Origin of the sequence: Allobosea spartocytisi (assembly GCF_014764685.1) — a bacterium.
Classification (GTDB): domain Bacteria; phylum Pseudomonadota; class Alphaproteobacteria; order Rhizobiales; family Beijerinckiaceae; genus Allobosea; species Allobosea spartocytisi.
This window is the reverse complement of record NZ_JACXWY010000004.1, coordinates 349,856-374,902: the sequence shown is the minus strand read 5'-3', so window position 1 is coordinate 374,902 and position 25,047 is coordinate 349,856. Positions and strand designations below refer to the sequence as shown.

General features: G+C 66.5%; 30 protein-coding genes and 1 tRNA gene. 7 read left to right on the top strand and 24 right to left on the bottom strand.

What is annotated here, in order from left to right; genetic code table 11:
* Nucleotides 1-92: 92 nt before the first annotated feature.
* The 4 genes from IED13_RS09335 to IED13_RS09320 all read right to left on the bottom strand — a co-directional run bounded on the left by IED13_RS09335 (nt 93) and on the right by IED13_RS09320 (nt 4,223).
* Nucleotides 93-596 carry an MgtC/SapB family protein gene (locus IED13_RS09335; RefSeq protein ID WP_248312498.1) on the bottom strand — a complete coding sequence of 168 codons (504 nt, stop codon included), beginning with the start codon at nt 594-596 and terminating at the stop codon, nt 93-95.
* A 202-nt stretch (nt 597-798) separates the two neighbouring features.
* Nucleotides 799-874: transfer RNA gene (locus IED13_RS09330), tRNA-Lys, on the bottom strand.
* Between the two features lie 141 nt (nt 875-1,015).
* The gene (locus IED13_RS09325) at nt 1,016-2,293 is read right to left on the bottom strand and encodes a solute carrier family 23 protein (RefSeq protein ID WP_112764028.1); all 1,278 of its coding nucleotides are present in this window, start codon (nt 2,291-2,293) and stop codon (nt 1,016-1,018) included.
* A gap of 364 nt (nt 2,294-2,657) precedes the next feature.
* On the bottom strand, nt 2,658-4,223 hold the full coding sequence (locus IED13_RS09320) for a 2-isopropylmalate synthase (RefSeq protein WP_133563193.1): 1,566 nt from the start codon (nt 4,221-4,223) through the stop codon (nt 2,658-2,660).
* A 408-nt stretch (nt 4,224-4,631) separates the two neighbouring features.
* Here IED13_RS09320 and IED13_RS09315 point away from each other — a divergent pair, with 408 nt between their 5' ends.
* The 3 genes from IED13_RS09315 to IED13_RS09305 all read left to right on the top strand — a co-directional run bounded on the left by IED13_RS09315 (nt 4,632) and on the right by IED13_RS09305 (nt 6,347).
* Entirely contained in the window at nt 4,632-5,273 is a 642-nt protein-coding gene (locus IED13_RS09315; protein WP_113252427.1) for a YoaK family protein, read from the top strand.
* A gap of 145 nt (nt 5,274-5,418) precedes the next feature.
* Nucleotides 5,419-5,925 (top strand): c-type cytochrome, encoded by a 507-nt coding sequence (locus tag IED13_RS09310; protein ID WP_112764025.1) that lies wholly within the window; start codon nt 5,419-5,421, stop codon nt 5,923-5,925.
* Nucleotides 5,926-6,008: 83 nt separating this feature from the next.
* Nucleotides 6,009-6,347: a hypothetical protein gene (locus IED13_RS09305; RefSeq protein WP_038358732.1), complete on the top strand. Its 339-nt coding sequence runs from the start codon at nt 6,009-6,011 to the stop codon at nt 6,345-6,347.
* 120 nt (nt 6,348-6,467) lie between these two features.
* Here IED13_RS09305 and IED13_RS09300 read toward each other — a convergent pair whose 3' ends face one another.
* From IED13_RS09300 to IED13_RS09275, 6 genes are all read right to left on the bottom strand, one after another.
* Complete coding sequence (locus tag IED13_RS09300) at nt 6,468-8,555, bottom strand: M3 family metallopeptidase (protein ID WP_191123993.1); 2,088 nt, start codon at nt 8,553-8,555, stop codon at nt 6,468-6,470.
* Nucleotides 8,556-8,583: 28 nt separating this feature from the next.
* The gene (locus IED13_RS09295; RefSeq protein ID WP_191123992.1) at nt 8,584-9,306 is read right to left on the bottom strand and encodes an NUDIX hydrolase; all 723 of its coding nucleotides are present in this window, start codon (nt 9,304-9,306) and stop codon (nt 8,584-8,586) included.
* Nucleotides 9,303-10,202, bottom strand: a complete 900-nt coding sequence (locus IED13_RS09290) for a PhzF family phenazine biosynthesis protein (RefSeq protein ID WP_191123991.1) — start codon at nt 10,200-10,202, stop codon at nt 9,303-9,305. Before IED13_RS09290 ends, IED13_RS09295 begins: the two co-directional genes overlap by 4 nt.
* 16 nt (nt 10,203-10,218) lie before the next feature.
* Nucleotides 10,219-11,334 (bottom strand): endonuclease/exonuclease/phosphatase family protein, encoded by a 1,116-nt coding sequence (locus IED13_RS09285; protein WP_191123990.1) that lies wholly within the window; start codon nt 11,332-11,334, stop codon nt 10,219-10,221.
* Nucleotides 11,335-11,344: 10 nt separating this feature from the next.
* Complete coding sequence (pdxY, locus tag IED13_RS09280) at nt 11,345-12,193, bottom strand: pyridoxal kinase PdxY (protein ID WP_191123989.1); 849 nt, start codon at nt 12,191-12,193, stop codon at nt 11,345-11,347.
* 124 nt (nt 12,194-12,317) lie between these two features.
* Nucleotides 12,318-12,755 carry a hypothetical protein gene (locus tag IED13_RS09275; protein WP_133563181.1) on the bottom strand — a complete coding sequence of 146 codons (438 nt, stop codon included), beginning with the start codon at nt 12,753-12,755 and terminating at the stop codon, nt 12,318-12,320.
* Between the two features lie 506 nt (nt 12,756-13,261).
* On the opposite strand from IED13_RS09275, the gene IED13_RS29200 reads away from it, so the two are divergent.
* Entirely contained in the window at nt 13,262-13,762 is a 501-nt protein-coding gene (locus IED13_RS29200) for a cupin domain-containing protein (RefSeq protein ID WP_260368453.1), read from the top strand.
* A gap of 71 nt (nt 13,763-13,833) precedes the next feature.
* On the opposite strand, the gene IED13_RS09265 is transcribed toward IED13_RS29200, so the two are convergent.
* The 3 genes from IED13_RS09265 to IED13_RS09255 form a co-directional block, all read right to left on the bottom strand.
* Nucleotides 13,834-14,865: an ABC transporter substrate-binding protein gene (locus IED13_RS09265; protein ID WP_191123988.1), complete on the bottom strand. Its 1,032-nt coding sequence runs from the start codon at nt 14,863-14,865 to the stop codon at nt 13,834-13,836.
* An 85-nt stretch (nt 14,866-14,950) separates the two neighbouring features.
* Complete coding sequence (locus IED13_RS09260) at nt 14,951-15,742, bottom strand: ABC transporter permease (RefSeq protein ID WP_038358745.1); 792 nt, start codon at nt 15,740-15,742, stop codon at nt 14,951-14,953.
* Nucleotides 15,739-16,620 (bottom strand): ABC transporter ATP-binding protein, encoded by an 882-nt coding sequence (locus IED13_RS09255; protein ID WP_081925216.1) that lies wholly within the window; start codon nt 16,618-16,620, stop codon nt 15,739-15,741. The genes IED13_RS09260 and IED13_RS09255 overlap by 4 nt, the downstream gene beginning before the upstream one ends.
* Nucleotides 16,621-16,854: 234 nt before the next feature.
* Here IED13_RS09255 and IED13_RS09250 point away from each other — a divergent pair, with 234 nt between their 5' ends.
* Both IED13_RS09250 and IED13_RS09245 read left to right on the top strand, forming a co-directional pair.
* Nucleotides 16,855-17,379, top strand: a complete 525-nt coding sequence (locus IED13_RS09250; protein ID WP_208112885.1) for a DedA family protein — start codon at nt 16,855-16,857, stop codon at nt 17,377-17,379.
* Between the two features lie 211 nt (nt 17,380-17,590).
* Nucleotides 17,591-17,980, top strand: coding sequence for a ComEA family DNA-binding protein (locus IED13_RS09245; protein ID WP_191123987.1), 390 nt, complete (start codon nt 17,591-17,593; stop codon nt 17,978-17,980).
* A gap of 60 nt (nt 17,981-18,040) precedes the next feature.
* Here the strand turns inward: IED13_RS09245 and IED13_RS09240 are convergent, their stop codons facing one another.
* The 7 genes from IED13_RS09240 to IED13_RS09210 all read right to left on the bottom strand — a co-directional run bounded on the left by IED13_RS09240 (nt 18,041) and on the right by IED13_RS09210 (nt 22,156).
* Entirely contained in the window at nt 18,041-18,193 is a 153-nt protein-coding gene (locus tag IED13_RS09240) for a hypothetical protein (RefSeq protein WP_166652992.1), read from the bottom strand.
* A gap of 25 nt (nt 18,194-18,218) precedes the next feature.
* Complete coding sequence (locus IED13_RS09235) at nt 18,219-18,599, bottom strand: DUF1127 domain-containing protein (protein WP_191123986.1); 381 nt, start codon at nt 18,597-18,599, stop codon at nt 18,219-18,221.
* 90 nt (nt 18,600-18,689) lie between these two features.
* Complete coding sequence (locus IED13_RS09230) at nt 18,690-19,517, bottom strand: helix-turn-helix transcriptional regulator (RefSeq protein WP_191123985.1); 828 nt, start codon at nt 19,515-19,517, stop codon at nt 18,690-18,692.
* A gap of 222 nt (nt 19,518-19,739) precedes the next feature.
* Nucleotides 19,740-19,961 (bottom strand): hypothetical protein, encoded by a 222-nt coding sequence (locus tag IED13_RS09225; RefSeq protein ID WP_191123984.1) that lies wholly within the window; start codon nt 19,959-19,961, stop codon nt 19,740-19,742.
* 26 nt (nt 19,962-19,987) lie between these two features.
* Complete coding sequence (locus IED13_RS09220) at nt 19,988-20,173, bottom strand: hypothetical protein (protein ID WP_038358751.1); 186 nt, start codon at nt 20,171-20,173, stop codon at nt 19,988-19,990.
* A 282-nt stretch (nt 20,174-20,455) separates the two neighbouring features.
* Complete coding sequence (ilvC, locus tag IED13_RS09215; protein WP_038358753.1) at nt 20,456-21,475, bottom strand: ketol-acid reductoisomerase; 1,020 nt, start codon at nt 21,473-21,475, stop codon at nt 20,456-20,458.
* A gap of 15 nt (nt 21,476-21,490) precedes the next feature.
* On the bottom strand, nt 21,491-22,156 hold the full coding sequence (locus IED13_RS09210) for a TetR/AcrR family transcriptional regulator C-terminal domain-containing protein (protein WP_191123983.1): 666 nt from the start codon (nt 22,154-22,156) through the stop codon (nt 21,491-21,493).
* A 141-nt stretch (nt 22,157-22,297) separates the two neighbouring features.
* Here IED13_RS09210 and IED13_RS09205 point away from each other — a divergent pair, with 141 nt between their 5' ends.
* Nucleotides 22,298-22,843, top strand: a complete 546-nt coding sequence (locus IED13_RS09205; protein WP_191123982.1) for a DUF924 family protein — start codon at nt 22,298-22,300, stop codon at nt 22,841-22,843.
* Between the two features lie 2 nt (nt 22,844-22,845).
* On the opposite strand, the gene IED13_RS09200 is transcribed toward IED13_RS09205, so the two are convergent.
* Genes IED13_RS09200 through IED13_RS09185 form a run of 4 tightly spaced genes read right to left on the bottom strand, consistent with a single transcriptional unit; the run spans nt 22,846 to nt 25,046 of the window.
* On the bottom strand, nt 22,846-23,067 hold the full coding sequence (locus IED13_RS09200) for a hypothetical protein (RefSeq protein ID WP_113252439.1): 222 nt from the start codon (nt 23,065-23,067) through the stop codon (nt 22,846-22,848).
* Between the two features lie 2 nt (nt 23,068-23,069).
* Nucleotides 23,070-23,612, bottom strand: a complete 543-nt coding sequence (gene ilvN / locus IED13_RS09195) for an acetolactate synthase small subunit (RefSeq protein ID WP_038358762.1) — start codon at nt 23,610-23,612, stop codon at nt 23,070-23,072.
* A 37-nt stretch (nt 23,613-23,649) separates the two neighbouring features.
* Nucleotides 23,650-24,339 carry a glutathione S-transferase family protein gene (locus IED13_RS09190; RefSeq protein ID WP_191123981.1) on the bottom strand — a complete coding sequence of 230 codons (690 nt, stop codon included), beginning with the start codon at nt 24,337-24,339 and terminating at the stop codon, nt 23,650-23,652.
* A complete protein-coding gene (locus tag IED13_RS09185; RefSeq protein ID WP_191123980.1) occupies nt 24,336-25,046 on the bottom strand; it encodes an aspartate/glutamate racemase family protein in 711 nt (236 codons plus the stop codon). Before IED13_RS09185 ends, IED13_RS09190 begins: the two co-directional genes overlap by 4 nt.
* Between the last annotated feature and the right edge of the window lies 1 nt (nt 25,047).

The window sequence follows — 25,047 nt, the reverse complement described above, 5'->3', positions numbered from 1 at the left end:
AACGTCGCAATCGCGCAAAGGTTCGTCCGCCGCCGGCCGGCAAGCCGAGACAGCCCCCTATCGCCCGCGCAGGCACGCCGGAATGGAAGCTCCTAATCCGCCTTCGGGCCGTCGTCCCGTAGCTCTTTCGGCGGCGGCGGTCGTCCGGCGACCCAGCGCTCCACCGAATGGTCGAGGAAGAGCAGGACCAGCGCCAGCACCGTCGCGGCTCCGGCGACCTGCCAATGCCCGAGTCCGGCCGCGCAGCCCAGCGCCGCCGTGACCCAGATCGCGGCCGCCGTCGTCAGTCCGTGCGGCATCAGGTCGTTGTTGCGGCGGATGATCAGCCCGGCCCCGAGAAAACCAATCCCGGTCAGGACGCCCTGAACGATACGGCTTGCCGCGTCGGGATGCAGCGTCTCGCTGAACAGGCTGGAAACCGCTGCGGTCCCCAGCCCGACGAGGCCGAAGGTCCGGATGCCGACATTCTTGTGCCGCACCGTCCGCTGCCAGCCGATGACGAGGCCGGCGGCCATGCCGATCACCAATCGAAGAAGCTGTTCCGCTTCCACCGCCGCCCCCATCCGCTCGCTGCCCGATCCCGGCCGATCCACCATGAGCCGGAGGCTGCCCTCCGGTCCAGTGGCACAATGGGCTCGCCCCCGGTTTCCGAGGGTTCCGGGACGGTGAAGCGGAAGCGCGAATGTCGCGCGACGACATGAACCGCGCGAAGATTTCGCAGGCTCGCCTCATCCCCCGGCCCGCCGCAAGGCGCAGTGCCTTCCGGAGTTCAGGCTTTTGATTTTTCAGGAAAATCCGTGGTGGGTGATGTAGGGCTCGAACCTACGACCCGCTGATTAAGAGTCAGCTGCTCTACCAACTGAGCTAATCACCCATACGCCACGAAGCGTCGCCGTCGCGGCGGTGATGGCCGCGTCAGGCAGGGGGCGTGTAGCAAAGGCCCCCCGCCCTGTCCACCCATCCATGACAGAAATTTTGCAGGCCCGCCGAATTTCTGCGACGTGCCTGTGAATTGTCACGCCGCGCGGCGGTTGAGCAGGTGATAGAGCGCGATCGCGCCGAAGGTCGCCGTGCCGATGCCGCCGAGCTCGTAGCCGAAGATCGGCAGCTTGAGGTCGCCCGCGCCGAGGATCAGAGCCGTCGCGACGGTGATCAGGTTCTTCGGCTCGGAGAAATCGACCTTGTTCTCGACCCAGATCCGGCCCGCCGTGGCGGCGATCAGGCCGAAGACCACGACCGCGAGCCCGCCCAGCACCGCGACGGGGATCGTCCCGATCACCGCACCGAACTTGGGCGAGAAGCCGAGCAGGATCGCGATGATGCCGGCCGCGACAAAGACCAGCGTCGAATAGACCCGCGTCACCGCCATCACGCCCATGTTCTCGGCATAGGTGGTGACACCGGTGCCGCCGCCGGCGCCCGCGATCACGGTGCCAAGCCCGTCGGCGATGAAGCCGCGGCCGATCAGATGGTCGAAATTGCGCCCGGTCATCACCGAGATGCCTTTGATATGGCCGAGATTCTCCGCGACCAGGATGATCGCGACCGGCACGATCAGCGCCATCGCCTTGGTGTCGAAAACCGGCGCCACGAAATGCGGCAGTCCGAACCAGGCGGCCGCGCCGATCTTGCCGAAATCGATCGCCGGCGCGCCGAAGCTCGGCGCGGTCAGCGCGTAGAGGATATAGGCGGCAAGCCCGCCGATCAGCACCGGCAGGCGCTGCGCCAGGCCGCGCCCATAGACCGCGACCAGCGCCACCGCGACGACGGTGAAGAGCGCGATCCACTTGGTATAGGGGCTGGCCGAGATCATGCCGATCGCGACCGAGGTCAGGTTGAGGCCGATCGCGGCGACGACGGCGCCGGTCACCACCGGCGGCAGCAGCGTCTCGATCCAGCGCGTGCCCACCGCCTGCACGATAGCGCCGATCACCGCATAGACCACGCCGCAGGCGATGATGCCGCCGAGCGCCACGCCGATATTCGGATTGGGGCCGGTGCCGGCATAGCCCGTCGCCGCGAGGACGACGCCGATGAAAGCGAAGGAGGAGCCGAGATAGCTCGGCAACTGCCCGCGGGTGATGACGAAGAACAGCAGCGTCGCGATGCCGGAGAAGAAGATCGCGACATTGGGGTCGAAGCCCATCAGCAACGGCGCGAGCACGGTCGAGCCGAACATGGCGACGACATGCTGCAGGCCGGCGACGACGGTTTGTCCCGCCGGCAGCCGCTCATCGGGCAGCACGGCGCCCGAGGTCTTCAAGGTCCAGTTCGGAAAATAGCCCATCGCCATCGCTCCCCCAAAAGATCGCGTCGTGCTCGCGCGAACCCATGCGAGTACGATCAAACGTGATCGTTACCAGGAAGCCTGGAGCGTCGCTCCAGGTCGCCGGGGAGCGACCGCACCGGAAGAGCAGATGAAGGCAAGAGCGGGGCCGGCGCCAGATGGCGCCGGCGTCATCCACCGGAATCAGGAGAAATCGGCCGTCATACCCCGGGTTTGACCCGGCAATCCCCTCCCCCTTTGCGGGAGAGAGTCAGGGTGAGGGGTCTCGCGACGCCGATCGCGAGCCGAACACCGCAGCTTTCGGACCTGCGCGCCCCCTCATCCGGCCCTGCGGGCCACCTTCTCCCGCAAGGGGAGAAGGGATTGCGCCTTACTCTGCCGCCTGTGCGTGCAGGCGCCCGCCCCGCGCGATCAGCTTGTTGAGCGCCACCAGATAGGCCTTGGCCGAAGCGACCAGCGTATCCGGATCGGCGCCACGGCCGGTGACCGACGAGCCGTCGCGCGAGAGCCGCACCGTCACCTCGGCCAGCGCATCGGTGCCCTCGGTCACGGCATGGACGTCGTAGAGCTCCAGCGCCACCTCATGCGGCACGATCGCCTTGATCGCATTGAAGATGGCGTCGATCGGCCCGTTGCCCTCGACCTCCTCGGTAACGTGACGCCCCTCGACATCCAGCTTCATGGTGGCGCGCTGCGGGCCGCGCGTGCCGGCGATCACCGTCAGCGATTCCAGCTTGATCCGGTCATGAGCGGTCGCGATGTTCTCGTCGACCAGCGCCTCGATATCCTCGTCGTAGACATGCTTCTTGCGGTCGGCCAGCGCCTTGAAGCGGGTGAAGGCGTCCTCGAGCTGGTTGTCGCCCAGCTCGTAACCCATCTCCTTCAGCTTGGAGCGGAAGGCGGCGCGGCCGGAATGCTTGCCCATCACCAGCGAGGTCTTGGTCACGCCGACCGAGGCCGGCGTCATGATCTCGTAGGTGGTGTTGTTCTTCAGCATGCCGTCCTGGTGGATGCCGCTCTCATGCGCGAAGGCGTTCCGGCCGACGATCGCCTTGTTGTACTGCACCGGGAAGGAGCAGGCCCCGGAGACCGCCTTCGAGACGCGCATCAGCTGCGTCGCGTCGATCCCGGTCTCGTAGGGCAGCACATCGCCGCGTACGCGCAGCGCCATCACGATCTCTTCCAGCGCCGCATTGCCGGCGCGCTCGCCGATGCCGTTGATGGTGCATTCGACCTGCCTTGCGCCGCCCTCGATCGCCGCCAGCGAATTGGCGACCGCGAGGCCCAGATCATTGTGGCAATGGGCCGAGAAGATCGCCTTGTCGGCATTCGGGACGCGCTCGCGGACCGACTTGAACATGGCGCGGTATTCGTCGGGCGTGGCATAGCCGACCGTGTCGGGCAGGTTGATCGTGGTCGCGCCGGCCTTGATCGCGGTCTCGACTGCGCGGCAGAGATAATCGATCGGCGTGCGCGTGGCATCCATGCCGGACCACTCGACATCCTCGACCAGGTTGCGGGCCTGCGTCACCGTCGCGGTGATGATGTCCAGCACTTCCTGCTGGCTCTTGCGCATCTGGTATTCCAGATGGATCGGCGAGACCGAGACGAAGGTGTGGATGCGCGGCTTCGCGGCATGGCGCACCGCTTCGCCGGCGCGGGCGATATCGGCGCTGATCGCGCGGGCGAGGCCGGCAACCGTGGCGCGCTTCAGCCGACGCGCGATCTCCGAGACGGCCTCGAAATCGCCTTCCGAGGCGATCGGGAAGCCGGCCTCGATGATGTCCACGCCCATGATGTCGAGAGCATCGGCGACCTCCAGCTTCTCCTCGAAGGTCATGGTGGCGCCCGGGCACTGCTCACCGTCGCGCAAGGTGGTGTCGAAAATCAGCACGCGCTCTTTCGAGGAGCCGCCGGTCTGGGTCGGGTTCGTCATGGTCTGCTTCCGGTGTCGGTGCGCCGCTGCGGTCGATGAGGGCGCGGGGTTTCTATTGGCGGTTCTCGTCAATCCCCTGAGCGCCCAGGCAGCATGCCCGGCCGGCCCTCAGGGGCGGCTAAGGAGAAGAAGGCCAAGAAGCGAGAGCGGAGCGCGAGCGCACATGCCGACGATCTGCGCAGCGGCGCAGTCCTTCGTCAGGTCATGGCGGGCGGTCGAGACCACGGGCGTTCCTCAAATCGACGGGACAGGATGTAACCGAAAGAACCGCCCGAGCGCAAGCATGTGTCTCATGCCTCGCAGGACAAATGACAGAGGCCCTCTGTGGATTATGCTGCCGTTGCGCGATTCGGCCGGCGGTCGCGCCGCGCTGGAGACCCGGCCTCGCGCTGCCGGAGACCCGCGCCCATGATGCGCTACGACCGCCCCGCCATCGGGCTCGCCTTCTGCCTCACCGGCCTTGCCGGCTTCGTCGACGCGCTCGGCTTCCTCAGTCTCGGCGGCTTCTTCGTCTCTTTCATGAGCGGCAACACGACCCGCTTCGCGATCGAGCTCGCGGGGCGCCATGCCGGTGGCATCGCGCTGGCGGCGATGATCCTCGGGCTCTTCGTCGGCGGCGTCATCTGCGGCTCGCTCGCCGGGCATTTCGGGCATCGACGGCGCAAGGCGTCGGTGCTGGCCTTCGTGACCCTCGCCCTCCTGATCTCGGCCTCGCTCGACAGGTTGGGCCTGAGCATGGCCGGAGCCGGCGTCCTGGCGCTGGCCATGGGCGCCGAGAACGGCGTCTTCCAGCGCGACGGCGAGGTCTCGATCGGGCTGACCTACATGACCGGCACGCTGGTGAAGATGGGCCAGCGCATCGCCGGCGCCCTGCTCGGCGGGCCGAAGCTCGCCTTCCTGCGCCATTTCATCCTCTGGCTCGGCCTGCTCGGCGGCGCGATCATGGGCGCCGTGGCCCATGGCCGGATCGGGCTGGACGCGATCTGGCTCGCGGCGGCGGCCGCGGCGGTCTTCACCGTGCTGGCCCTCTTCATCCCCGAACACGACTAGATTTTGGGCCAGGCGGAGCCGCTGCCCTTCTTTCCCGAAGATTGGAGCAATGCTAAGCTGCCCCAACGTCACCTATGCCGGGAGGTTGACGGGACCGGACGGGCGAAGTCCGGTCGGGCGACCGGTTCGAGCGCTGGGGACAGTCATGCGGCAAGCGATCTTGGGCGCGCTCACCCTCTTTGCCCTCGCGGTGCCGGCGGCCCTCACCGCGCAGACGGCCCCATCGCAGGAGAAGCTGAGGCGCGGCGAATACCTCGCGAACATCATGGATTGCGCCGGCTGCCACACGCCCGGCATCTTTCTCGGCAAGCCCGACATGCAACGGCGGCTGGCGGGATCGGAGGTCGGCTTTCACATTCCGGGCCTCGGCACCTTCTTTCCGCCCAATCTCACATCCGACCATGAGACGGGGCTGGGCTCCTGGTCGGAGGCCGACATCGTCAAGGCCGTCCGCCTGGGAACCCGGCCCGACGGCCGCATCCTCGCTCCCGCCATGCCCTACAAGGCCTATGGCAAGCTGAACGATGCCGACGCTTTCGCGCTCGCTGCCTATCTCAAGAGCCTGAAGCCCATCGCGAACCGGGTCCCGGCGATCGTCGGCCCCGACGAAAAGGCGACCGCTCCCCGCCTCTCCGTCGTCATGCCGCAATAGAGAGCGGGTCGAGCGGCCGCGCGATTTCACTGATCGCGAGAATCAGACATCGTCGGCCCGACTTGCATCTGCGGAGTTTTCCGATGCGCCATCTGCCTGTTCTTGCATTCTCCGCCATCCTGCTGTCGGCCTGCCAGACGGCTTCCGTCGCGACACCGCCCGCCCCGCCGCCTGAACAGGCAGCGCCGGGCGTGACGCCCTCGACCTTCCATATGCCGACTGGCAGCGGCTGCGCCGGCGAGATCGCCCGCTTCCAGGCCGTGCTCGACAACGACGTCGCCATCGGCCACACGACGAAGAGCGTGCATGATCGCGCCAGCGCCGATCTCAGCCGCGCCAGCGCGACCTGTTCCGCCGGGAACGAGGGAGCAGCCCTGGGCCAGCTCCACGCGACCAAGACGAAATTCGGCTATCCGGGTTGAGTCGCAAAACCTCCGCCGTCATGCTCGTCCTTGTGGCGAGCATCCACGTCTTGAACGCAACGCTCGACCAGCGAAGACGTGGATGGTCGGGACAAGCCCGACCATGACGAAATGCGTTGTTTACGCCGCCAGCCCCCGCTTCTCCAGCAGCGCATCCGGCGTCGGCAGCCGGCCGCGGAAGAGCGTGTAGGCCTCTGCCGCATCGCGCGTATCGCCGGCCGAATAGATGTAGCGCTTCAGTTTCTCGGCCACCGCCGGAGAGAACACGTCGCCGGTCTCGATAAAGGCGTTGAAGGCGTCGGCATCCATCACCTCCGACCAGAGATAGCTGTAATAGCCGGCCGAATAGCCGTCGCCCGAGAAGACATGGGTGAAATGCGGCGTGCGGTGCCGCATGGTGATCTCGGCCGGCATGCCGATCCTGGCAAGTTCCTCCGCCTCGAAAGCCAGCGGATCGACCTCGGCCGGGGCCTCCAGCGAATGGAAGGCGAGATCGACCAGCGCCGAGGAGGTGTACTCCACGGTGGAGAACCCTTGATTGAAGGTCTGGGCCTTCTCGATCTTCTCGATCAGCGCCTCCGGGATCGGCTCGCCCGTCTCGGCATGCAGGCAATAGTTCCGCATCACCTCGCGCGTCAGGAACCAGTGCTCGTAGAGCTGCGAGGGCAGCTCCACGAAATCGCGCGCGACCGATGTGCCGGCGAGCGAGCCATAGGTCACGTCCGAGAGCAGGCCGTGCAGCGCGTGGCCGAACTCGTGGAAGAGCGTGCGGGCGTCGTCGAGCGAAAGCAGCGCGGGCTCGCCCTCCGCCGGCTTCGCGAAATTGCAGACATTGACGATGATCGGCCGGGTTTCGCCATCGAGCTTGCGCTGGCCGCGGAAGGCGCTCATCCAGGCGCCGGAGCGCTTCGAGGCACGCGCGAAATAATCGCCGACGAACAGGCCGATATGGCGCCCGCTCGCCGTCTCCGTCACCTCGAAGATGCGGACATCCGGGTGATAGCCCACAAGCTCCGGCCGCTCGGCGAAGGACAGCCCGAACAGCTTGCCGGCGACGTCGAACGCCGCCTGCCGGACGCGATCGAGCTGGAGATATGGCTTCAGCACGGCCTCATCGAGCGCATAGGTCTTCTGTCGGACCTTCTCGGCATAGTGGCGCCAGTCCCAGGGGCGGATCGGGCCGTTCTCGCCTTCGCTCTGAGCCAATGCCGCGAGTTCGGCCGCTTCGCGCGCCGCGCGCGCCTTGGCCGGCTTCCAGACCAGTTCCAGGAGCCCGCGCACATGCTCCGGCGTCTTCGCCATGGCATCGTCGAGCTTGAAATGCGCGAAGGTCGGATAGCCCAAGAGCTTCGCCTTCTCGGCCCTCAGCTTCACCATCTCGGCGACGATGGCGCGGTTGTCGCTCTCCCCGCCATTCTCGCCGCGCTTGCTCCAGGCGATGAAGGCTTCCTCGCGCAGATCACGCCGGGTCGAGAAGGTCAGGAACGGCTCGATGATCGAGCGCGACAGCGTCACCGCATGCTGGCCGGGCTTGCCTCGGTCGGCGGCCGCGCGCGCCATCGCCGCCTTGAGGAATTCCGGCAGGCCGGCGAGGCCCGCCTCGTCTTCGATCAGGAGCGCATAGGAGGATTCATCCTTCAGCACGTTCTGGCTGAACTGGGTGCCGAGCCCCGCCAGGCGCTCGTTGATCGCGGCGAGGCGCTTCTTGTCCTCGGGGTTCAGCTTGGCGCCCGAGCGGATGAAGCCCTTGTAGGTCCGCTCCAGCAGCCGCGCCTGTTCCGCATCCAGACCAAGCGCCGCGCCCTTGGCATTGACCGCATCGACGCGGGCGAAGAGCCCCTCATTCATCATGATCGCGGACCAGTGCCGCGAGGCGATCGGCGACATCTCGCGCTCGATCGCCTGGAGCGCCTCGTTCGTGTCGGCGCCGGTCAGATTGTAGAACACGCCGCCGACGCGGGAGAGCGCGCGCCCTGCCCGCTCCAGCGCCTCGATCGTGTTCTCGAAGTCGGGCGCTGCCGGATCGGCCACGATCGCCGCGATTTCGTCCTTGTGCTTGGCGAGCGCCGCATCGAAGGCCGGGCGGATATGCTCCGGCTTGATCGCGGCGAAAGGCGGCAGGCGGAACGGCGTCTCCCAGCGCGCCGCGAAAGGGTTCTCGGCCGGCAGCGGCAAGGCTTCGGGATAGGCGGTTTCGGCAGAGGTCATCGGAACACTTTCGTGAGACAGGCGCGGGTCAGTCGCCGTCGAAGATATGTGCGAGATAGCGGCGCATGAAGGGCGGCATGTCGTGCTTTTCGGCCTCCGCGAGATCGCGCACGACGACGATGTCGGAGAGCTCCTCCTCGTCGAGCGTCTTCATGCGCTCCAGCATCAGCGCCCTCGCCGCTTCCGCCGGCAGATCGATATCCACTTCGCGCATGAAGGCGATACGGCCTTGCTCGATCACCGCCGTCCAGCCGGCGCCGACGCTCAGCTCCTCGACGCGCAATCCCGTCTCCTCGCCAAGCTCGCGCGTGACGCTGCCGGCGAGGTCGAGCGTCCCGTCGGGGCGGGCATCCTCGCGATCCGGCGTGCCGGCGGCGAAATAGACCTTGCCGGCATTGGCGGTGTGCTCCCCCATCCTGCCGCAGAGAAAGGCGCCGTCATTAGCCCTGAGCGCCGCCATGGCGAAGCCGTTGCGGATGGCGGGGCCGGGATGGCCGGCATCGCGCCAGGCCATGAAGGCCGCATAATCGGTCTCGAAATAGCTGGCCTCGAACACGCCGTCGCGGATCGCCGCACGATTCTGCAACATGACGCGCCCGTTGAACATCTCCGGCTTGCCGGCGCTGATCCTGGCCCAGTGCGCAGCGATGCTCTCGGCATTCTCGCGGGCATAGGCCCAGTCGTAGGGCTCGATCCGGGCATCGACCCGTTCGAGCCGGACGATCGTGCCGTTCTCGACGCCGTCGCTCACAACAGCACGCCCTCGCTGACCACGATGGCCGAGCCGCCGATCCGCGCCGAGACCAATGCGCCCTCACGCACGCTCAGTTCCAGCGTGATCTGCGACGGCCGGCCCATCTCGTAGCCCTGCTCGATGACGAGGCGATGATCGCCGTCCCCGGGCTTGTCGAAGGCCATGACGGCGCCGGCGAAGGCCGCGACGGCACTGCCTGTCGCCGGATCCTCGACGACACCCGCACCCGGCCAGAACATGCGGGCATGGTAGTTGTGCCCGACCTCGGCGGTCTCGCGGCAATAGACGAAGGCATTGCCGTTCGGCGTCGCAGCCATCACCCGCTCGAAAGCACCTGCGACCCGCGCCCGGGCGACCACCTCGCGGCTGGCGACGGGCACTATCGTATAGGCGACGCCGGCCGAGAAGGCGCTCGGCCGATGCGCGCCGAAACCGAGATCGGCCGGATCAAGCCCGAGCGCCTCCGCCAGTTGCGCATCCGCAACCGGCTGCTCCACCCGCTCCGGTAGGCGCGGCAAGGTAAAGACGGCATGGCCGGCATGGCTGCCCTTGACCTCGACGGCGCAGGAGACCAGCCCGACCTTCTCCTCCAGCACCAGCATATCAGCGGAGCGCCCCTCGGCCTCGTCGGAAAGCGCCAGCCAGACCGCCGTGCCGACCGTCGGATGCCCCGCAAAAGGCAATTCGCCGCCCGGCGTGAAGATGCGGATGGACGCACGATGCCCCGGCTTGTCGGGCGGCAGGACGAAGACCGTCTCCGACAGGTTGAACTCGCGTGCGATGGCCTGCATCGCCTCGGTATCCAGCCCTTCCGATTGGAGCACCACCGCCAGCGGATTGCCGGCATGGCGGCGCGTGGTGAAGACGTCGAGCGTGACGAAGCGGCGTTTCATCTGAGCATCCTTGGGATCACCCCTGGGGTATTTCGAGATCGATGGTGAGCGGGCAATGGTCGGAGGCCTTGGGACGGTCCCAGCCGACGCGCGGATAGCGGTCGGCGCAGGTCGCCAGCCGCGCCATGGAACGATCGGGCGCGCGCGGATCGAGCGGCACGCGATAAGGCAGGCCGCGCCGGATCATCTGCATCGCAGGGCGCGCATTGGCCGTCGCCAGCGCCGGCGAGAGCAGGATGCGATCGAGCGGCATATGGCTGTCGACCAGCCTGTCCTGGCTTTCCGACCAATAGCGCCGGAAATGCGTCCAGCGCTCATGCGCCGGCAGCGTCTCCATCGGATCAACAGCGAAATCGTCGAGCAGCGGCTCGATGCCGCTGTCGCCCTCGTCGACAGCCTCGGCCAGCGGCCCGAGGCCGTAACGGTAGCCGTTGAGATCGCCGAGCACGATCCAGTTCGTCTCGCGCCAGCCGCCGCCGAAGCGCTGCTGGATCAGCCACTTCACCGCCCGCGCCTCGGCGCGGCGCACCGGCAGCGTCATCTCGCGCCCGTCCTCGCGGCCATTGTTCATCGACTTGAGATGGCAGCCGAACAGGCTGAGCCGCCGCCCGTTGAAGCTGAGCTCCACCTCCAGGCAGTCGCGCGCGAAGACCTTGGCCTGCGGGCCTATGCCGAGCATGGCGAGCTCGCGGTCATGGACGCCCGCCTCGGCAAAGGTCAGGTCCTTATGCGAGCGCACCGTGACCTGGCCCTGCCCGAACAGATCGCGCCGCGCGGCGAAGCCGATGTCGATACCACGCCGGTCATTGCCGTCGATCAGCGTGAAATGGCCGTAGCGGTGATCGGCGATGCGGTGGACGTAATTGGCGAAGAAGGCCTGCAGGCTCGCCAGCGAGTCGACCTCCTGCAGCATCCAGAGATCGGCCTGCGCTTCGGCGATGGCGAGCGCCGTCATCTGGCGCTTGTCGTCCTCCAGCGCGACCGCCAGCGAGCGTTCCACGGCGTCACGCTCATCGGCGCGCGGGAAATGGAACAGCGACATCGCGGCAGCCGTCTCGGTGCGGCCGCCCGGCTCGAAGCGATGGCGCGTCAGCAGGTTCTCGACATTGAAGGTGCCGACGCGCAGCTTCATCGCGATGTGCTCAGATCGCTTCCGGCGCGAAGACCCGCGAGGGCGTGACGAACTCGTCCTGCGCCGCCACGGTGAGGATCTCGCGGGAGCCTGCCTCTTTCGTCCGCTTCAGCAGCCCGTAGATCGAGGAGGCCGCCTTGCTCAGCGCCGACGCCGCCGACTGGTCGCGCAGATAATGGGTGAAGAACAGTGCTGCGATGGCGTCGCCCGCGCCGTTGATGTTGACGTCGAGCTTCGGCGTGCGGACACGCCAGCTCCCCTTGGCGTCGGCCGCCATCATGTCGATCGAATCCGCGGGCGTCTCCTCGGTGACGAGCGATGTCACCATCACCACCTTCGGCCCGGCATCGCGCAGCGCCTCGGCGGCGCGATGGGCATCGGCGACGGTCTTGACCTCGATATCGGTCAGCAATTCCAGCTCGAACTGGTTGGGCGTGACGATGTCGGCGGCCGGCACGGCCTGCTCGCGCATGAACTCCGGAATGCCCGGCCGCACGAAGACGCCGCGGCCGACATCGCCGATCACCGGATCGCAGCAATAGAGCGCCTTGGGATTGACCGCCTTCACCCGTTCCACCGCCGAGAGGATGGCATGGCCGATATCGGCCGAGCCCATATAGCCGGAGATCACGCCGTCGCAGTTCGGCAGCACGCCACGCTCGGCAATGCCCTCCATCACCTCGTCGACCATGCCGCCATCGAAGACCCGGCCTTTCCAGCTCCCGTAGCCGGTGTGATTCGAGAACTGCACCGTGTGGATCGGCCAGACATCGACGCCGAGGCGCTGCATCGGAAAGGTCGCGGAGGCATTGCCCACATGGCCATAGGCGACATGGGACTGGATCGAGAGAATATTCATGGTCCGAAGCGGCACCCCGTTCGCGATGAGCCCGCGAACCTAACCGCTCCCGCGCGAGGCGCAAATCGAAAGCGGTGATAGGGAGGATCAGCCTGGTGCGCGGGCGAAGGAGGACGGCGTCCGCTCAGCCCGGCGCGACCACGACATAAGGGACACTGCTCGCCACGGCGGCCAGCGCGGCCGCATTGCATGCCATGCCGCCCAGATGCAACCGGCGCAGCCGGGCTCCCATGCCGGTCCCGCTGGCCTTGTCGGCCTCCCCAACCTGCCCGATCTCGACATCCATCCGCGGCAGAAACCAGCGCCGGGCCAGGATCGCAAAGGCCAGGACGCCGATGCCGATGACGAAAGTCGGCTGGCCCGCCACGGCGAGAGCCAGCGCCCCGACACCGCCGGCAATCGCCAGCATCAGGAAATAGGCATGGAACATGCCGCGCAGAAGCCGGGCGACGGGTGGGATGTCGAGGCTGAAAAACAGAAAACCCGGCGCCGCCAGCAGGAAATAGCTCATCGGAAGCATCAGGATGATTTCAGCGAAGAAGGCAGCGGCATCCGGCTTCATGCAGGCACCTCTACGTCTCTTGCCGGACGAGAATTTTCTCGCCGCATTTCACGACAATATCCGCCCGAAGCGAGCCTCAACACTATTGGGCTTTAGTCGAATGCGTGAGATCTCAGATTCATCTAAGGTCTAGTTGCAGGGATAAATTCAAATCATCACAATAATAACGTCGCATCACTCTTACATTGCAGAAATCGCAGAAGACCGACGCCGACGAAAACGAAACCGCGGCAGAAAGCGGCAAAAATCAAAACAGCGGAGGACGCCGATGAGCAGGTTCTCTTGGCACTGGTGGCCGCGCAACAAGAATAAAACCCGGGACGACACGCCGCATTCCTCCGCAGGACCGGAAGGTGGTGACCGGCGCCGATTGCTCCAGGCCTTGTCCGTCATGGCGGGCGGCGGTGCGCTGGCCGCGATACCGCGATCCGCCACAGCGAAGGATTCAAGCGAGCTGCCGCCCCCCCAAACGGGCGCTGACCGGCCGCGACCAAGCCGGCAAGTCGGTGTTCAAATCCTTCGACGTCACGCCCAAGGTGGTGGAGATCGATTCCAATCCGGGGCTGACCTTCTACGAGCTCTACATGACCGAGGGCGTGCCAGGGCTCACCGGCCTCGAACCGGACCCGATGCTCGAAGGGACGAAAGCCTTTCCCGGTCCCGGGGGCACGATGTTTCGCCTGATCTCCTATCCCCCGAGGCGGCCAGAGGGCTGGAAGCCGCCGGCCGGCGTCACCTTCGAGAGCGCGCTGCAGGAAATGTCCGACAAGGTCCCGCGCATGGGGGATCATTTCGAGCGCGGCGCGCCGGGCATGCACACATCCGACACGATCGACTACGGCGTCGTGGTTCGCGGCGAGATGACGCTGGAACTCGATGACGGGCAGAGGGTCCATCTGCGGCAAGGCGACTGCATCGTGCAGAACGGAACCCGCCATCGCTGGCGCAACCCGCTGCCGGAGCCCTGCCTCATGGCCTTCATCTCGGTGGGCGGAAAGCGCGGCTAGAGCACCGCCCCATGCCGTCATTCCAGGCTTGTCCGGAATGACGGCACAGGTCCACGCGAAACCGGGGGGCCCTACGCCCCCGAAGCCGCCTTCTTGGCGAAGCTGTCGATGAAGGTCTTCGACAGGTCGACATTGGAGTTGGTCAGTTCCGGGTCGAGCAGCTTGAGCGAATCGTACATGCTCTTCATGGCGTCCGGCGTGGCGATGCCGGTGCGCGAATAGCTCTCCTGCGAGTTCTTGACGGCGCGGACATAGAGCGGCCGGTCGCCAAGGAGATATTCCTGCGGCACGAGATCGGCGACCTCCTCCGGCTTGGCCGTCTCGAGCCATTTCAGCGCCTTCATGAAGGCGTTGACCAGCTTCTGCGTCGTGACCGGGTTCTTCTCGGCGAAATCGTTCTTGAGATAGAGCACCGCCGCCGGGTTCGAGCCGCCAAACAGCGCCTTGGTTCCCGCTTCGGTGCGGGTGTCGATCAGCACGACGATGTCGCCATCGGCCTCGAGCTTCGAGGTCACCGGGTCGAGATGCGAGATCACGTCGACCTGCTTCTGCTTGATCGCGGCCACGGCGCTGGCGCCCGCGCCGATGCCGATCATGGCGGCGTCGTCGGCCTTCAGGCCCGCCTTGACCATGGCGTATTGCGCCGTCAGCGAGGTCGAGGAGCCCGGCGCGGTGACGCCGATCTTCAGCCCCTTGAAATCGGCCGCGGACTTGACCTTGTCGGCGAGATCCTTGCGCACGGCGATGGTGATGGCGGGAAAACGGCCGAGCTCGATGACGGCGCGGATGTCCTGCCCCTTCGCCTGCATGCGGATGGTGTGCTCATAGGCGCCCGTCACGACATCGACCGAGCCACCGACGAGGGCCTGCAGCGACTTCGCGCCACCGCCGAAATCGTTGATCTCGACCTCGAGCCCCTGCTCCTTGAAGTAGCCCTTCTTCTCCGCGACCGTCAGCGGAAGATAGTAGAGCAGCGGCTTGCCGCCGACGCCGAGCGTGAGCTTCGGCTTCTCGGCCACCTGCGCGAAGGCGGCATGAGGGGCGATGCCGATGGCGGTGGAAGCGGCGAGCGCGGCCAGCGCGTCGCGGCGGGTCAGTTTCATGGCGTAACCTCCGGTTGGGAAAGGCGCTTCTGGCAGGCGCTTGGGCATGACGATAGGCGAGATGAGCCCGGGGCGGCAACTCGCCTTACGTTGTGGTCGTCGTGCTCTGCGTCGGGCGCCAGACCAGGAGCCGCCGCTCGACCAGCGTCACCAGCGCGTCGATCGCGATAACGAAGATGGCGAGGATCAGCATGCCGGCGAAGACGCCGGTGACGTCGAAGACGCTCTCCGCCTCGTGGATCTTGTAGCCGAGCCCAGCCGAGGAGCCGAGATATTCGCCGACCACCGCGCCGACCAGCGCGAAGCCGACCGAGGTGTGCAAGCTGGAGAACATCCAGGTCAGCGCCGAGGGCCAGTAGACATGCTTGAAGAGCTGGCGCTCGTTCATGCCCAGCATCCGCGCATTGGCGAGGATCGTCGGCGAGACCTCACGCACGCCCTGATAGACGTTGAAGAACACGATGAAGAAGACGAGCGTGAAGCCGAGCGCCACCTTCGACCAGATGCCGAGCCCGAACCAGAGCGCGAAGATCGGCGCCAGCACCACGCGGGGCAGCGCGTTCGCCGCCTTGATATAGGGGTCGAACACCGCCGAGAGCAGCTCGTTTCGCGCGAAAGCGAAGCCGAACAGGATGCCGGCGGCGGAGCCGATGACGAAGGCCAGCACCGTCTCGGTCAGGGTGATGCCGAGATGCCAGTAGATGCTGGGGCCGGTGAGCTCCTTGACGGTGCGGGCGAGCACCGCCCATGGCGTCGAGAAGAAGAACTGGCTCGTCTTGATGTCGCCGAACAGGCTCGTGGTGGTCATCACATGCCAGACGGCCAGGAAGACGACCATCACCAGGATCTGCAGCGAGAGGAGCTTCATCCGCTTCATGATGCGTCTCCTCCGACGAGCTCGCGCCCCTCGCCCATCGCATAGGCCTTCTGCACCTCGATCCGCAGCGACGACCAGATATCGCGATGGATCTCGTGGAAGGCCTTCTCCAGCCTGATATCCGCGATGTCGCGCGGCCGCGGCAGGTCGACCTTGTAGTCGGCGACGATCCCCGCCGCCGGCCCGGCCGACATCACCACGACGCGGTCGGAAAGCGCGATCGCCTCCTCCAGATCATGCGTCACGAACATCAGCGCCTTGCGGTCGCGCGACCAGAGGTCGAGCAGCAGATTGCCCATGATCTGCCGCGTCTGCGCGTCGAGCGGACCGAAAGGCTCGTCCATCAGCAGGATCTCGGGATTGCGGATCAGCATCTGCGCGAGGCTGACGCGCTTGCGCTGCCCGCCGGAGAGCATGTGCGGATAGCGGTCGACGAAGGTGCGAAGCCCGACACGCGCCAGCCATTCGCGGGCGCGGCTGTCCGCCTCGCGGTCGGCAATGCCCATCGGTTCCAGCGCGACCTTGACGTTCTCCAGCGCCGTCTTCCACGGCATCAGCGCGTCCTGCTGGAAGAGATAGCCGGCGCGGCGGTTGAGCCCGGCCAAGGGCTTGCCGAAGATCTCGACCTTGCCGGCCGAGGGCGCGAGCAGGCCGGCCGCCGCGTTGAGCAGGGTCGACTTGCCGCAGCCGGTCGGGCCGACGATGGAGACGAACTCGCCGGGCGCAACCTTGAGGTCGATGCCCTTCACCGCCTGGTAGCGGCCGCCATTCGCGAGATGGAAGGTGATGTCGACCTGTCCGAGCGCGACGGCCGGACCATTCGACGAAACCGGCTCTGCTCCCGCCGCAACGGCAGGCGGGCGATCCTGCAACTCCATGAAATCCGTTTCCCCGTCGGCCGGCCTGTCGCGCGGCCCATCCATTCTTCAGCGTTGTCGGAATTAATAGGCGATCGTTCGGGGAAGGCAACGTGGCCGGGGCGCTACCCGATAGCAGGCGCCCGTCCGATGGGGTCGGCCACTGCCCCTGCGGCCGCCCGTCGCTTGCATCGTTCGATCGACACGGTCATATGCCAGCGCTGCCCTCGATTGACCGGAGCCTAAGCGAACGCCATGGCCGACCTCGAACAAGCCATGAAGGCGCTCGTGGAGTTCATGCAGGTGCATCAGCAATGGGCGATTCCCATCGTCTTCGCCGTCGCCTTCGCCGAATGCGTCGCGATCCTGTCCTGGCTCGTGCCAGCCACGGTGTTCTTCACCACTTTCGGCGCCGTCGCCGGGGCCTCGGGCCTCAACCTCGTGCCGCTGGCCTTCGCGGCCTCGCTCGGCGCCGGCAGCGGCTTCTGGGTGTCCTATTGGGCGGGGCTGCTCCTGGGCCCGCGCGTCCATGACCACTGGCCCTTCAACAAGAACCCGCAATTGCTGGATCGCGGCCACGCCTTCTTCGAGCGCTGGGGCAGCCTCAGCATCGTGATCGGCCACTTCTTCGGCCCGCTGCGCGCGGTCATCGCCATCGTCGCTGGCCTCGTGAGCATGCCGTTCTGGCAGTTCCAGCTCGCGAACTGGCTCGCTTCCTTCGCCTGGGGCTTCGGGCTGCTCTACGGCGTCGGCCGGCTCAGCGAATTCCTCGCCCGCTGAAGGCGCCGGAAACCTGACTGCCGGGTGAACGCGCCATTCTGCGGCCGTTCAATTCGAAAGACGTCTATTCGCATCGTCGCATCGCGGCGCGCCACCATGGCGAGCCCGACACGGCACGCTGAACGGCCCCACGCCGTCAGCGTCGTCCGACGGAGGGACCCGGCTCCCGTTGGACGTGACGATCCGGACCGACCTAAACGAGGTCTTTGCTATGACGATGTCCCGTTTTCTGATCCCCTTCGTCGCCCTTGCCGCCATGGGCGGCCAGGCCTTCGCCCAGACGGCGACGCAGCCGGCTCCCGCGGCCAAGCCCGCCGCTCCGGTCACCGCCCCGGCAGCTCCGGCGACGCAGGCCGCGCCGTCCGCAAAGCCTGCCACTCCGGCGGCCGCGCAGCCCAGCGCCACGCAGGCCAAGAAGATCAACATCAACACGGCGACCGCGGCCGAGCTCGACACGCTGAAGGGCATCGGCGAGGCCCGCGCCAAGAAGATCATCGAGGAGCGCGGCAAGGCGAAGTTCAAGGATTTCGCCGATCTGGTGAAACGCGGCACCCTGCCCTCGAATGTCGAAGCCGAGATCAAGGACAAGGTCACCTTCTGATCCCAATCGAAATAGAAGAGCCGGCCGCTTCCGCGGCCGGCTTTTTCGTTTTGCGGCAAGCTAGTGCCCGCTCGCCTGCGCTTGCGAGGCATCCGCCTCCCGCAGCGCCTGGGCGCAGTCGTCACAGCAGACCTCGACCGTATTGCCGCCGACCGTGACCTTGATCGGGTTCTCGTCGAGCTCGCAATCGCAGGCTGCGCAGGTTCCACTCATCGCCTTCCTCCTTCTCGTTGGCCGCTCATTCGGCCGCCCTGAGAAAGACCATCCGGCCGCTTCCGGCGCTGTCGGATTCTTTAGCGATCCGCTCCGGCCGCGCTGGCGCTCCCGCGCTCAGGCCGCGCAGGACTGCGTCGACACTTTCCCCTCCCGCCAAGCCGCGGCGCTCCTCGGCACGCAGCGAGATGATCGCGGTCGGGTCGCCGAAGAAGGGGGCGGCCGTCGCGTCGCGCAGATCGCTGTCGCGCAAACCGAGATCGCGCAGATCGCGCTCGCTCATGTCGCAGAGGGTGCGATAGTCGCGGCGCGCCTGCAGCCAGTGGCCGATCCCGCCAAGAATCCGTCCGAGAATATCGGCCGCCGCGAATACGGGCTTGGCCGATCCGATGATGAAGCTGATCATGACCTGTCTCCGTCGGTTGTGATGACGGAAGAGGACACTTTCCTGCTGACAGCTGCTGTCAGAATCTTTCGCGATCCGTGACAGCCTGTGTCAGCGGAGATTGAGCGAACGCTGGAACTCCGCCGGCGTGCGACCGTAAGCCTGCCGGAAGGCGGCGCTGAAATGGCTGTGGCTGGAGAAGCCGAGCTCGAGCCCGAGCTGGGTCAGGTCATCATATTCGCCGAGCAGGTCCAGCGCCCGCCCCAGCCGCAGGCGCAGCTGATAGCGGTAGAGCGGCACCGCCTCGACCTGGGCGAAGACCTGAGTGAGGTAGACCGGCGAGACACCGACCTCGCGCGCGATCTCGGCCAGCGTCCAACGCCGGGCGAGATCGGACGCCATCACCAGCTTCGCCCGGTCAACCAGCTTGCGCCGACCGATGGACGCACCAGCGGCATGCGAGGTGCGTTCGCCCAGCGCTCGCCGCACCAGGGTCAGCGCCAGCGTCTCCGCTTCGAGCGGCTCGGCGACGCCGCGCTGCAGGCTGTATCGCAGCAGGGCCATGAGCGCCTGCGCACGCGGATCGATCCGTCGGCGTTGCGTCAGGAAGGCGACCGTGCCGGCGCGCAGCAGCTCTGCCGGCGCGAGCTCATGCAAAGTCTCTTCGCTGAGGCGCAGATCGAGGCAGGCATCGCCGCCCGGAACCGGGTGGCTGACCTGGTAGCCCTCATAGGGATTGAAGAAGAGGACCTGGTTGCTTTCCGCGACCGTGTCGTCGCGCCCGACATGGCGCACGAAGACGCCGCGATAGGGGAAAACCAGATGGGTCGCGTGAGTGCATTCCTCGTCGCTGCGGTGCCGGCATTCGCCTGAGCACACGACATCGCGCACCAGCACGATCTCGCTGTCCAGGAGCTTGCTCGCCGAAAATTGCGACACGGCCTGCCCTTCGCAACGCGGATTGGCGTCCCGAGCGTCTACAGCAGGCCCAGGACAACCATTGTCAGCAAGGTAAAAGAAGCGCCCAGAACCAGATACGCGAACTTGAACTGAAAGCCCTGGGACGCAGGCATCGATCGGATCGGTGTCATCATCGCCTCCCTCTGTTCAGCCTCGACTGTTTCGTCATGGAACATTTCTGCGGGGACGCCTGGCGCCCGCTCAGTAGGCCCACATCCCGACCGCGAACCAGCCGACAACCGCGAGCATCAGGCCCACGATCAGGACGACCAGCACGGGCCGATCGAGAAAGCCTTGTCTTGCTTCAACCGGGGTCTCGACCGCCGGATCGACATCGGAATGGACATCAGCCCGCATCGGCGGGATCGGCTGGCCACCGCTCTCCGGAATGCGCGCCTCGCGTTCCCTGACGTCGTCTTGCATCGTCGCCTCCGCTCGTTCGAGCCCTGTCAGCCGCCGATAGCGCGCGTCAGCACATTCGCCAGCAGCGTGACCACGAGAAAACTGCCCAGCAGCAGGATGAAGAGCGGATCGCCCCAAGATACGGGCTTTGCGACATCGGCGAGCCCGCGACGGGCATGGCGCCGGTGCAGCCGCTCGATCGCCCCGTGTCTCAGCTCGTCCTGATGGGTCATCGTACGCTCCTTGCGGGTATCGACTGGAACATAAACGCCCGCCGCGGAAAGCGGTTCCCATCGCGGCCCCGTCCATGCGAAACGGGCGCCCTTGCGAGCGCCCGTTCCATGCATTTTCAAGCGGTTGGAAGCGGTTCCGGACTCAGCTTCGCAGGATGACGAACCCGCTCGCGACGTCCGGCATTTGCCTCAGTTCTTGGTCTTGTCGACCAGGGCCTTGGCCTTGATCCCAAAGGTCTGGCGCCAGCCGGACCGTCGCAAAACCAAGAACCGTGGATCGGCTCAGTTCTTGGTCTTGTCGACCAGGGCCTTGGCCTTGATCCACGGCATCATGTCGCGGAGCTTGGCGCCGACTTCCTCGATCGGATGGGCGGCGTAGCGGGCACGGGTCGCCTTGAACGAGGTCTGGTTGACCTTGTTCTCGAGCATCCAGTCGCGGGTGAACTTGCCCGACTGGATGTCGGTCAGCACGCGCTTCATCTCGGCCTTGGTCTCGGCCGTGATGATGCGCGGACCGGTGACGTACTCGCCGTACTCGGCGGTGTTCGAGATCGAGTAGTTCATGTTGGCGATGCCGCCCTCATAGATGAGGTCGACGATCAGCTTCACCTCGTGGAGGCACTCGAAATAGGCCATCTCGGGAGCGTAGCCGGCCTCGGTCAGCGTCTCGTAGCCGGCCTTGATCAGCTCGACCAGGCCGCCGCAGAGCACGACCTGCTCGCCGAAGAGATCGGTCTCGCACTCTTCCTTGAAGGTGGTCTCGATGATGCCGGCGCGGCCGCCGCCATTGGCCGAGGCATAGGACAGGCCGAGGTCATGGGCGTTGCCGGTCGCGTCCTGATGGATCGCGATCAGGGTCGGCACGCCGCCGCCGCGCTGATACTCGGAACGGACGGTGTGGCCGGGGCCCTTCGGCGCGACCATCAGCACGTCGAGGTCCTTGCGCGGCTCGATCAGGTTGAAATGCACGTTGAGGCCGTGCGCGAAGAGCAGCGCAGCGCCTTCCTTCATGTTGGCGTGCAGCTCGTCGCGATAGATGTCGCCCTGCAGCTCGTCGGGGGTCAGCATCATCATGACGTCGGAGACCTTGGCGGCCTCGGACGGGGTCATCACCTTGAAGCCGGCCTCTTCCGCCTTCTTGCGGGTGGCCGAGCCGGCCTTCAGCGCGATGATGACGTCCTTGACGCCGGAATCGCGCAGGTTCAGCGCATGGGCATGGCCCTGCGAGCCGTAGCCCACGATGCAGACCTTCTTGCCCTTGATCAGGTTGATGTCGGCATCACGATCGTAATAAACGCGCATGGGTGTCTCCTTATGTCACGCGTTGGACTTGTCCCGGCCCGGCGCGCTCTGCGCCGTGCCGTAGAGGGTGAGAAACTGTTCGGCGGCGCGCTCGGCGTCGCGGGCGATCTCGGCCTTGCTGAGGGTCAGCGTATCGCCCAACAGCAGGCGCACCTGCACGTCGCGCCCAACAAGGCCGAACAGCGTGCGGAAGGCGGCCTCGGTATCGTCGAAGGCGATGAGCCCGGCCTCCCGCCCGGCATCGAGCACCGGCTTCAGGCGCTCGCCGATGGCGAAGCGGCCATTGGCCAGCACGATCGAACCGAGATTGCCGTTGCGGGCCGCCGCCTGGCTGATGCCGATGCGGTTGAGCGCGATCGAGGTCGGGCTGGAGATCACCTCGAGCCAATTGGTGGCGAAGCGCTTCAGGCTCTCGCGCAGGGCGCCGGCATCGAGCTTCTGGCGGTCGAAATTCCCCGCTCTCACCTTCGAGGCCTGCCATTGCACCGTCGCGGTCAGCAGCCCCTCGCGGTCGCCGAACCATTTGTAGAGCGTTTCCTTGGAGCAGCTCGCCCGGCGCGCCACCGCCGTCATGGTGAGATGGTCGCCCTTCTCCACCATCAGGCTGAGCACGGCATCGAGCACCGCCTGCTGCCTTGCGGTCAGCGTCTCGCTCTGCGTCTCGGCCGCGGGCTCGCTCATGCGGGGGAAAGGTCCAGTACCGTACGTTACGGTTCAGTCATCTAGCGCAGCCATGGATGGTGGGCAAGTCCTATTCGGGGCTGGCAGAGCGCCGGGAAAGAATTATCTCCGGATCGCCGAAAGACAGGAGAGCTTGCCCCGATGACCTTGCCCAGCGCCGCCGACATCGTTGCCTTCTGGCGTGCAGCCGGCCCGGAGAAATGGTTCGCCAAGGACGAGGCCTTCGACGCGGCGATCAGGGAGCGGTTCCTGCCGGCCCATGAGGCGGCTGCCGCCGGCACGCTCGTCGACTGGGAAGGAACGCCGGAGGGCGCCTATGCGCTTCTCATCCTGCTCGACCAGTTCCCGCGCAACCTGTTCCGCGGCAGCGCCCGCGCCTTCGCCACCGATGCGCAGGCGCTGGCCATCGCGGAACGCGCAATCGAACACGGCTTCGACCGAGGTTACCAGCCGCCTGAGCAGCGCTTCTTCTACATGCCGTTCATGCATTCGGAGGAGCTGGCCCATCAGGACCGCTGCGTTCATCTCTGCGAGGCGGCCAGCGACCCCGAAGGCGTGAAATTCGCCGAGCTCCATCGCGACATCATCCGCGACTTCGGCCGCTTTCCCCATCGCAACCCGCTGCTGGGACGCCAGACGACAGCAGACGAACGGGCTTTCCTCGACAAGGGCGGCTTCGCCGGCTGACTTCAGCCGCCCGACTGGCTCGCCATCCGCTGCAGGAAGATCGCCGCGACCGTCAGGACGAAGCCGACCCACCAGAGCGGCGAGCGCAGGCTCTTGCCGCTGCCCAGCGGCTCGGCCTGCCCCCGGCCGGTCAGGCGCAGGATCACCGGCCCGGCGAGGCAGCCGAAGCCGACGATGCCGAGGCCGAGCGCGATCAGGCTGAGCGTTTGGGGCGTCAGCGCCATGCTCACATCGCCTCGGGGCCGCGGCTCATCGCGGCGATGCCGGTGCGCGACACCTCGGTCAATCCGACCACCGTCATCATCTTGATGAAGCGCTCGATCTCCTCGGTCGAGCCGGTCAGCTCGAAGACGAAGGAGGTCAGCGAGGCATCGAGCGTGCGCGCCCCGAAGGCGGAGGCCAGCCGCATCGCCTCGACGCGGGCCTCACCCTTGCCGACGACCTTGACCAGCGCGAGCTCGCGCTCGATCGCCTCGCCCTGCGCGGTCAGGTCAACGACGCGATGCACCGGCACCAGCCGGTCGAGATGCGCCTTGATCTGGTCGATGACGTTGGCGGTGCCGGAGGTCACCACCGTGATGCGCGAGATATGCTTTTCATGCTCGGTCTCGGAGACGGTGAGGCTCTCGATATTGTAGCCACGGCCCGAGAAAAGCCCGGCAATGCGGGCAAGAACGCCCGGTTCGTTGTCGACGATCACCGCCAGCGTGTGGCGCGCGGTCGGCTGCGACTTGGGAGCGTTCGGATAATGCGTGGCCGGTTTCGACATGGGTAGACCTGCAAGGCGGGTTGAAAGGAGATTGAGTTCAGATTTCGCGAAGATTGGCGGTGGCGGGCTCGTCGACCTCGTCCTGCGCCACGACCCAGGGCTCGGCCAATGCGCCGGCCAGCCATTCCCGATAGGCCGGCAGCGCCAGCACGGCCTGCATATAGGCGGATGATACCGGGTCGACGGCGATCGCGTAGGTGTCGAGCCGCGTCACCACGGGCGCGAACATCGCATCGGCCGCCGAGAAGGCGCCATAGAGGAACGTCCCCTCCCCGCGGGCGCCGAAGCGCTCGCGCGCCTCGCGCCAGATCGCCGTGATGCGGGCCACGTCGCGGGCGACATGAGCCCCCCGGTCGCGCGCCGCGAAGCGCTTGCCGAGATTCATCGGGCAGCTGCCGCGCAATCCCTGGAAGCCGGCATGCATTTCGGCCGAGACGGAGCGGGCATGCGCGCGCGCCGCCTTGTCACGCGGCCAGATCCCGGCTTCGGGATAGGTCTCGTGCAGATAGTCGGCGATCGCCGTGCTCTCCCAGACCGCGACATCGCCATCGACCAGCGCCGGCAAGGTGCCCCCGCTGCCGGGCACCGCTGCGAAGACCGCCTCCTTGAAGCCGGGCTCGTCGAGCGGAACGAGTTGCTCCTCGAAGGCGATGCCCTTGGCGCGCAGCAGCAGCCAGGCCCTGAGCGACCAGGAGGAATAGCATTTGTTGCCGATCAGCAGTTTCATGCGGCGACGCTCTCCACTTCACCGACATAGTCGAGCGCCGCCGCGACATGCAGCGCCGTGGTGTCGAAGACCGGCACGGCGCAATCGGCCTGCGACAGCAGCAGCCCGATCTCGGTACAGCCGAGGATGACGCCGTCCGCGCCCTCCTCCCGGATCGCCCGCTCGATGACCGCGAGATAGAGCGCCTTGGAGGCCGCCTCGATGCGGCCGCGGCACAGCTCCTCGTAGATGATGCGATGGACCTCGTCCCGCTCCTGCGCCTGCGGCACCAGCGCCTCGACGCCGAAGGCCTTGAGCCGGTCGCGATAGAATGCCTGCTCCATGGTGAAGCGCGTCGCCAGCAGCAGCGGGCGCCGCGCGGAGGTCGCGCGGATCGCCTGCGCCGTCACATCCGCCAGATGCAGGAAGGGCAGCTTGGTCGCCCCCGTGATCTGGTCGGCGACCTTGTGCATGGTGTTGGTGCACAGCACGAGGCAGGAGGCACCGGCATGTTCCAGCCGCCGCGCGCTCTGGGCCAGAGCCGCGCCGGCCGCCGCCCAGTCGCCCTGCGCCTGCATCTCCGCGATACCCGCGAAGTCGAGCGAATGCAGCAGCACATCGGCCGAATGCAGCCCGCCCAAGCGAGTGCGCACGCCTTCATTGAGCAGCCGGTAGTAGACCGCCGTCGATTCCCAACTCATTCCGCCGATCAGGCCGATCGTCGCCATG

Bases quoted from the DNA above. Each gene is read 5' to 3' on its own strand.
- IED13_RS09335 (WP_248312498.1), bottom strand. From the start codon at position 596: ATGGTGGATCGGCCGGGATCGGGCAGCGAGCGGATGGGGGCGGCGGTG.
- IED13_RS09325 (WP_112764028.1), bottom strand. From the start codon at position 2,293: ATGGCGATGGGCTATTTTCCGAACTGGACCTTGAAGACCTCGGGCGCC.
- IED13_RS09320 (WP_133563193.1), bottom strand. From the start codon at position 4,223: ATGACGAACCCGACCCAGACCGGCGGCTCCTCGAAAGAGCGCGTGCTG.
- IED13_RS09315 (WP_113252427.1), top strand. From the start codon at position 4,632: ATGATGCGCTACGACCGCCCCGCCATCGGGCTCGCCTTCTGCCTCACC.
- IED13_RS09310 (WP_112764025.1), top strand. From the start codon at position 5,419: ATGCGGCAAGCGATCTTGGGCGCGCTCACCCTCTTTGCCCTCGCGGTG.
- IED13_RS09305 (WP_038358732.1), top strand. From the start codon at position 6,009: ATGCGCCATCTGCCTGTTCTTGCATTCTCCGCCATCCTGCTGTCGGCC.
- IED13_RS09300 (WP_191123993.1), bottom strand. From the start codon at position 8,555: ATGACCTCTGCCGAAACCGCCTATCCCGAAGCCTTGCCGCTGCCGGCC.
- IED13_RS09290 (WP_191123991.1), bottom strand. From the start codon at position 10,202: ATGAAACGCCGCTTCGTCACGCTCGACGTCTTCACCACGCGCCGCCAT.
- IED13_RS09285 (WP_191123990.1), bottom strand. From the start codon at position 11,334: ATGAAGCTGCGCGTCGGCACCTTCAATGTCGAGAACCTGCTGACGCGC.
- pdxY (WP_191123989.1), bottom strand. From the start codon at position 12,193: ATGAATATTCTCTCGATCCAGTCCCATGTCGCCTATGGCCATGTGGGC.
- IED13_RS09275 (WP_133563181.1), bottom strand. From the start codon at position 12,755: ATGAAGCCGGATGCCGCTGCCTTCTTCGCTGAAATCATCCTGATGCTT.
- IED13_RS09265 (WP_191123988.1), bottom strand. From the start codon at position 14,865: ATGAAACTGACCCGCCGCGACGCGCTGGCCGCGCTCGCCGCTTCCACC.
- IED13_RS09260 (WP_038358745.1), bottom strand. From the start codon at position 15,742: ATGAAGCGGATGAAGCTCCTCTCGCTGCAGATCCTGGTGATGGTCGTC.
- IED13_RS09255 (WP_081925216.1), bottom strand. From the start codon at position 16,620: ATGGAGTTGCAGGATCGCCCGCCTGCCGTTGCGGCGGGAGCAGAGCCG.
- IED13_RS09250 (WP_208112885.1), top strand. From the start codon at position 16,855: ATGGCCGACCTCGAACAAGCCATGAAGGCGCTCGTGGAGTTCATGCAG.
- IED13_RS09245 (WP_191123987.1), top strand. From the start codon at position 17,591: ATGACGATGTCCCGTTTTCTGATCCCCTTCGTCGCCCTTGCCGCCATG.
- IED13_RS09240 (WP_166652992.1), bottom strand. From the start codon at position 18,193: ATGAGTGGAACCTGCGCAGCCTGCGATTGCGAGCTCGACGAGAACCCG.
- IED13_RS09235 (WP_191123986.1), bottom strand. From the start codon at position 18,599: ATGATCAGCTTCATCATCGGATCGGCCAAGCCCGTATTCGCGGCGGCC.
- IED13_RS09225 (WP_191123984.1), bottom strand. From the start codon at position 19,961: ATGCAAGACGACGTCAGGGAACGCGAGGCGCGCATTCCGGAGAGCGGT.
- IED13_RS09220 (WP_038358751.1), bottom strand. From the start codon at position 20,173: ATGACCCATCAGGACGAGCTGAGACACGGGGCGATCGAGCGGCTGCAC.
- ilvC (WP_038358753.1), bottom strand. From the start codon at position 21,475: ATGCGCGTTTATTACGATCGTGATGCCGACATCAACCTGATCAAGGGC.
- IED13_RS09210 (WP_191123983.1), bottom strand. From the start codon at position 22,156: ATGAGCGAGCCCGCGGCCGAGACGCAGAGCGAGACGCTGACCGCAAGG.
- IED13_RS09205 (WP_191123982.1), top strand. From the start codon at position 22,298: ATGACCTTGCCCAGCGCCGCCGACATCGTTGCCTTCTGGCGTGCAGCC.
- IED13_RS09200 (WP_113252439.1), bottom strand. From the start codon at position 23,067: ATGGCGCTGACGCCCCAAACGCTCAGCCTGATCGCGCTCGGCCTCGGC.
- ilvN (WP_038358762.1), bottom strand. From the start codon at position 23,612: ATGTCGAAACCGGCCACGCATTATCCGAACGCTCCCAAGTCGCAGCCG.
- IED13_RS09190 (WP_191123981.1), bottom strand. From the start codon at position 24,339: ATGAAACTGCTGATCGGCAACAAATGCTATTCCTCCTGGTCGCTCAGG.
- IED13_RS09185 (WP_191123980.1), bottom strand. From the start codon at position 25,046: ATGGCGACGATCGGCCTGATCGGCGGAATGAGTTGGGAATCGACGGCG.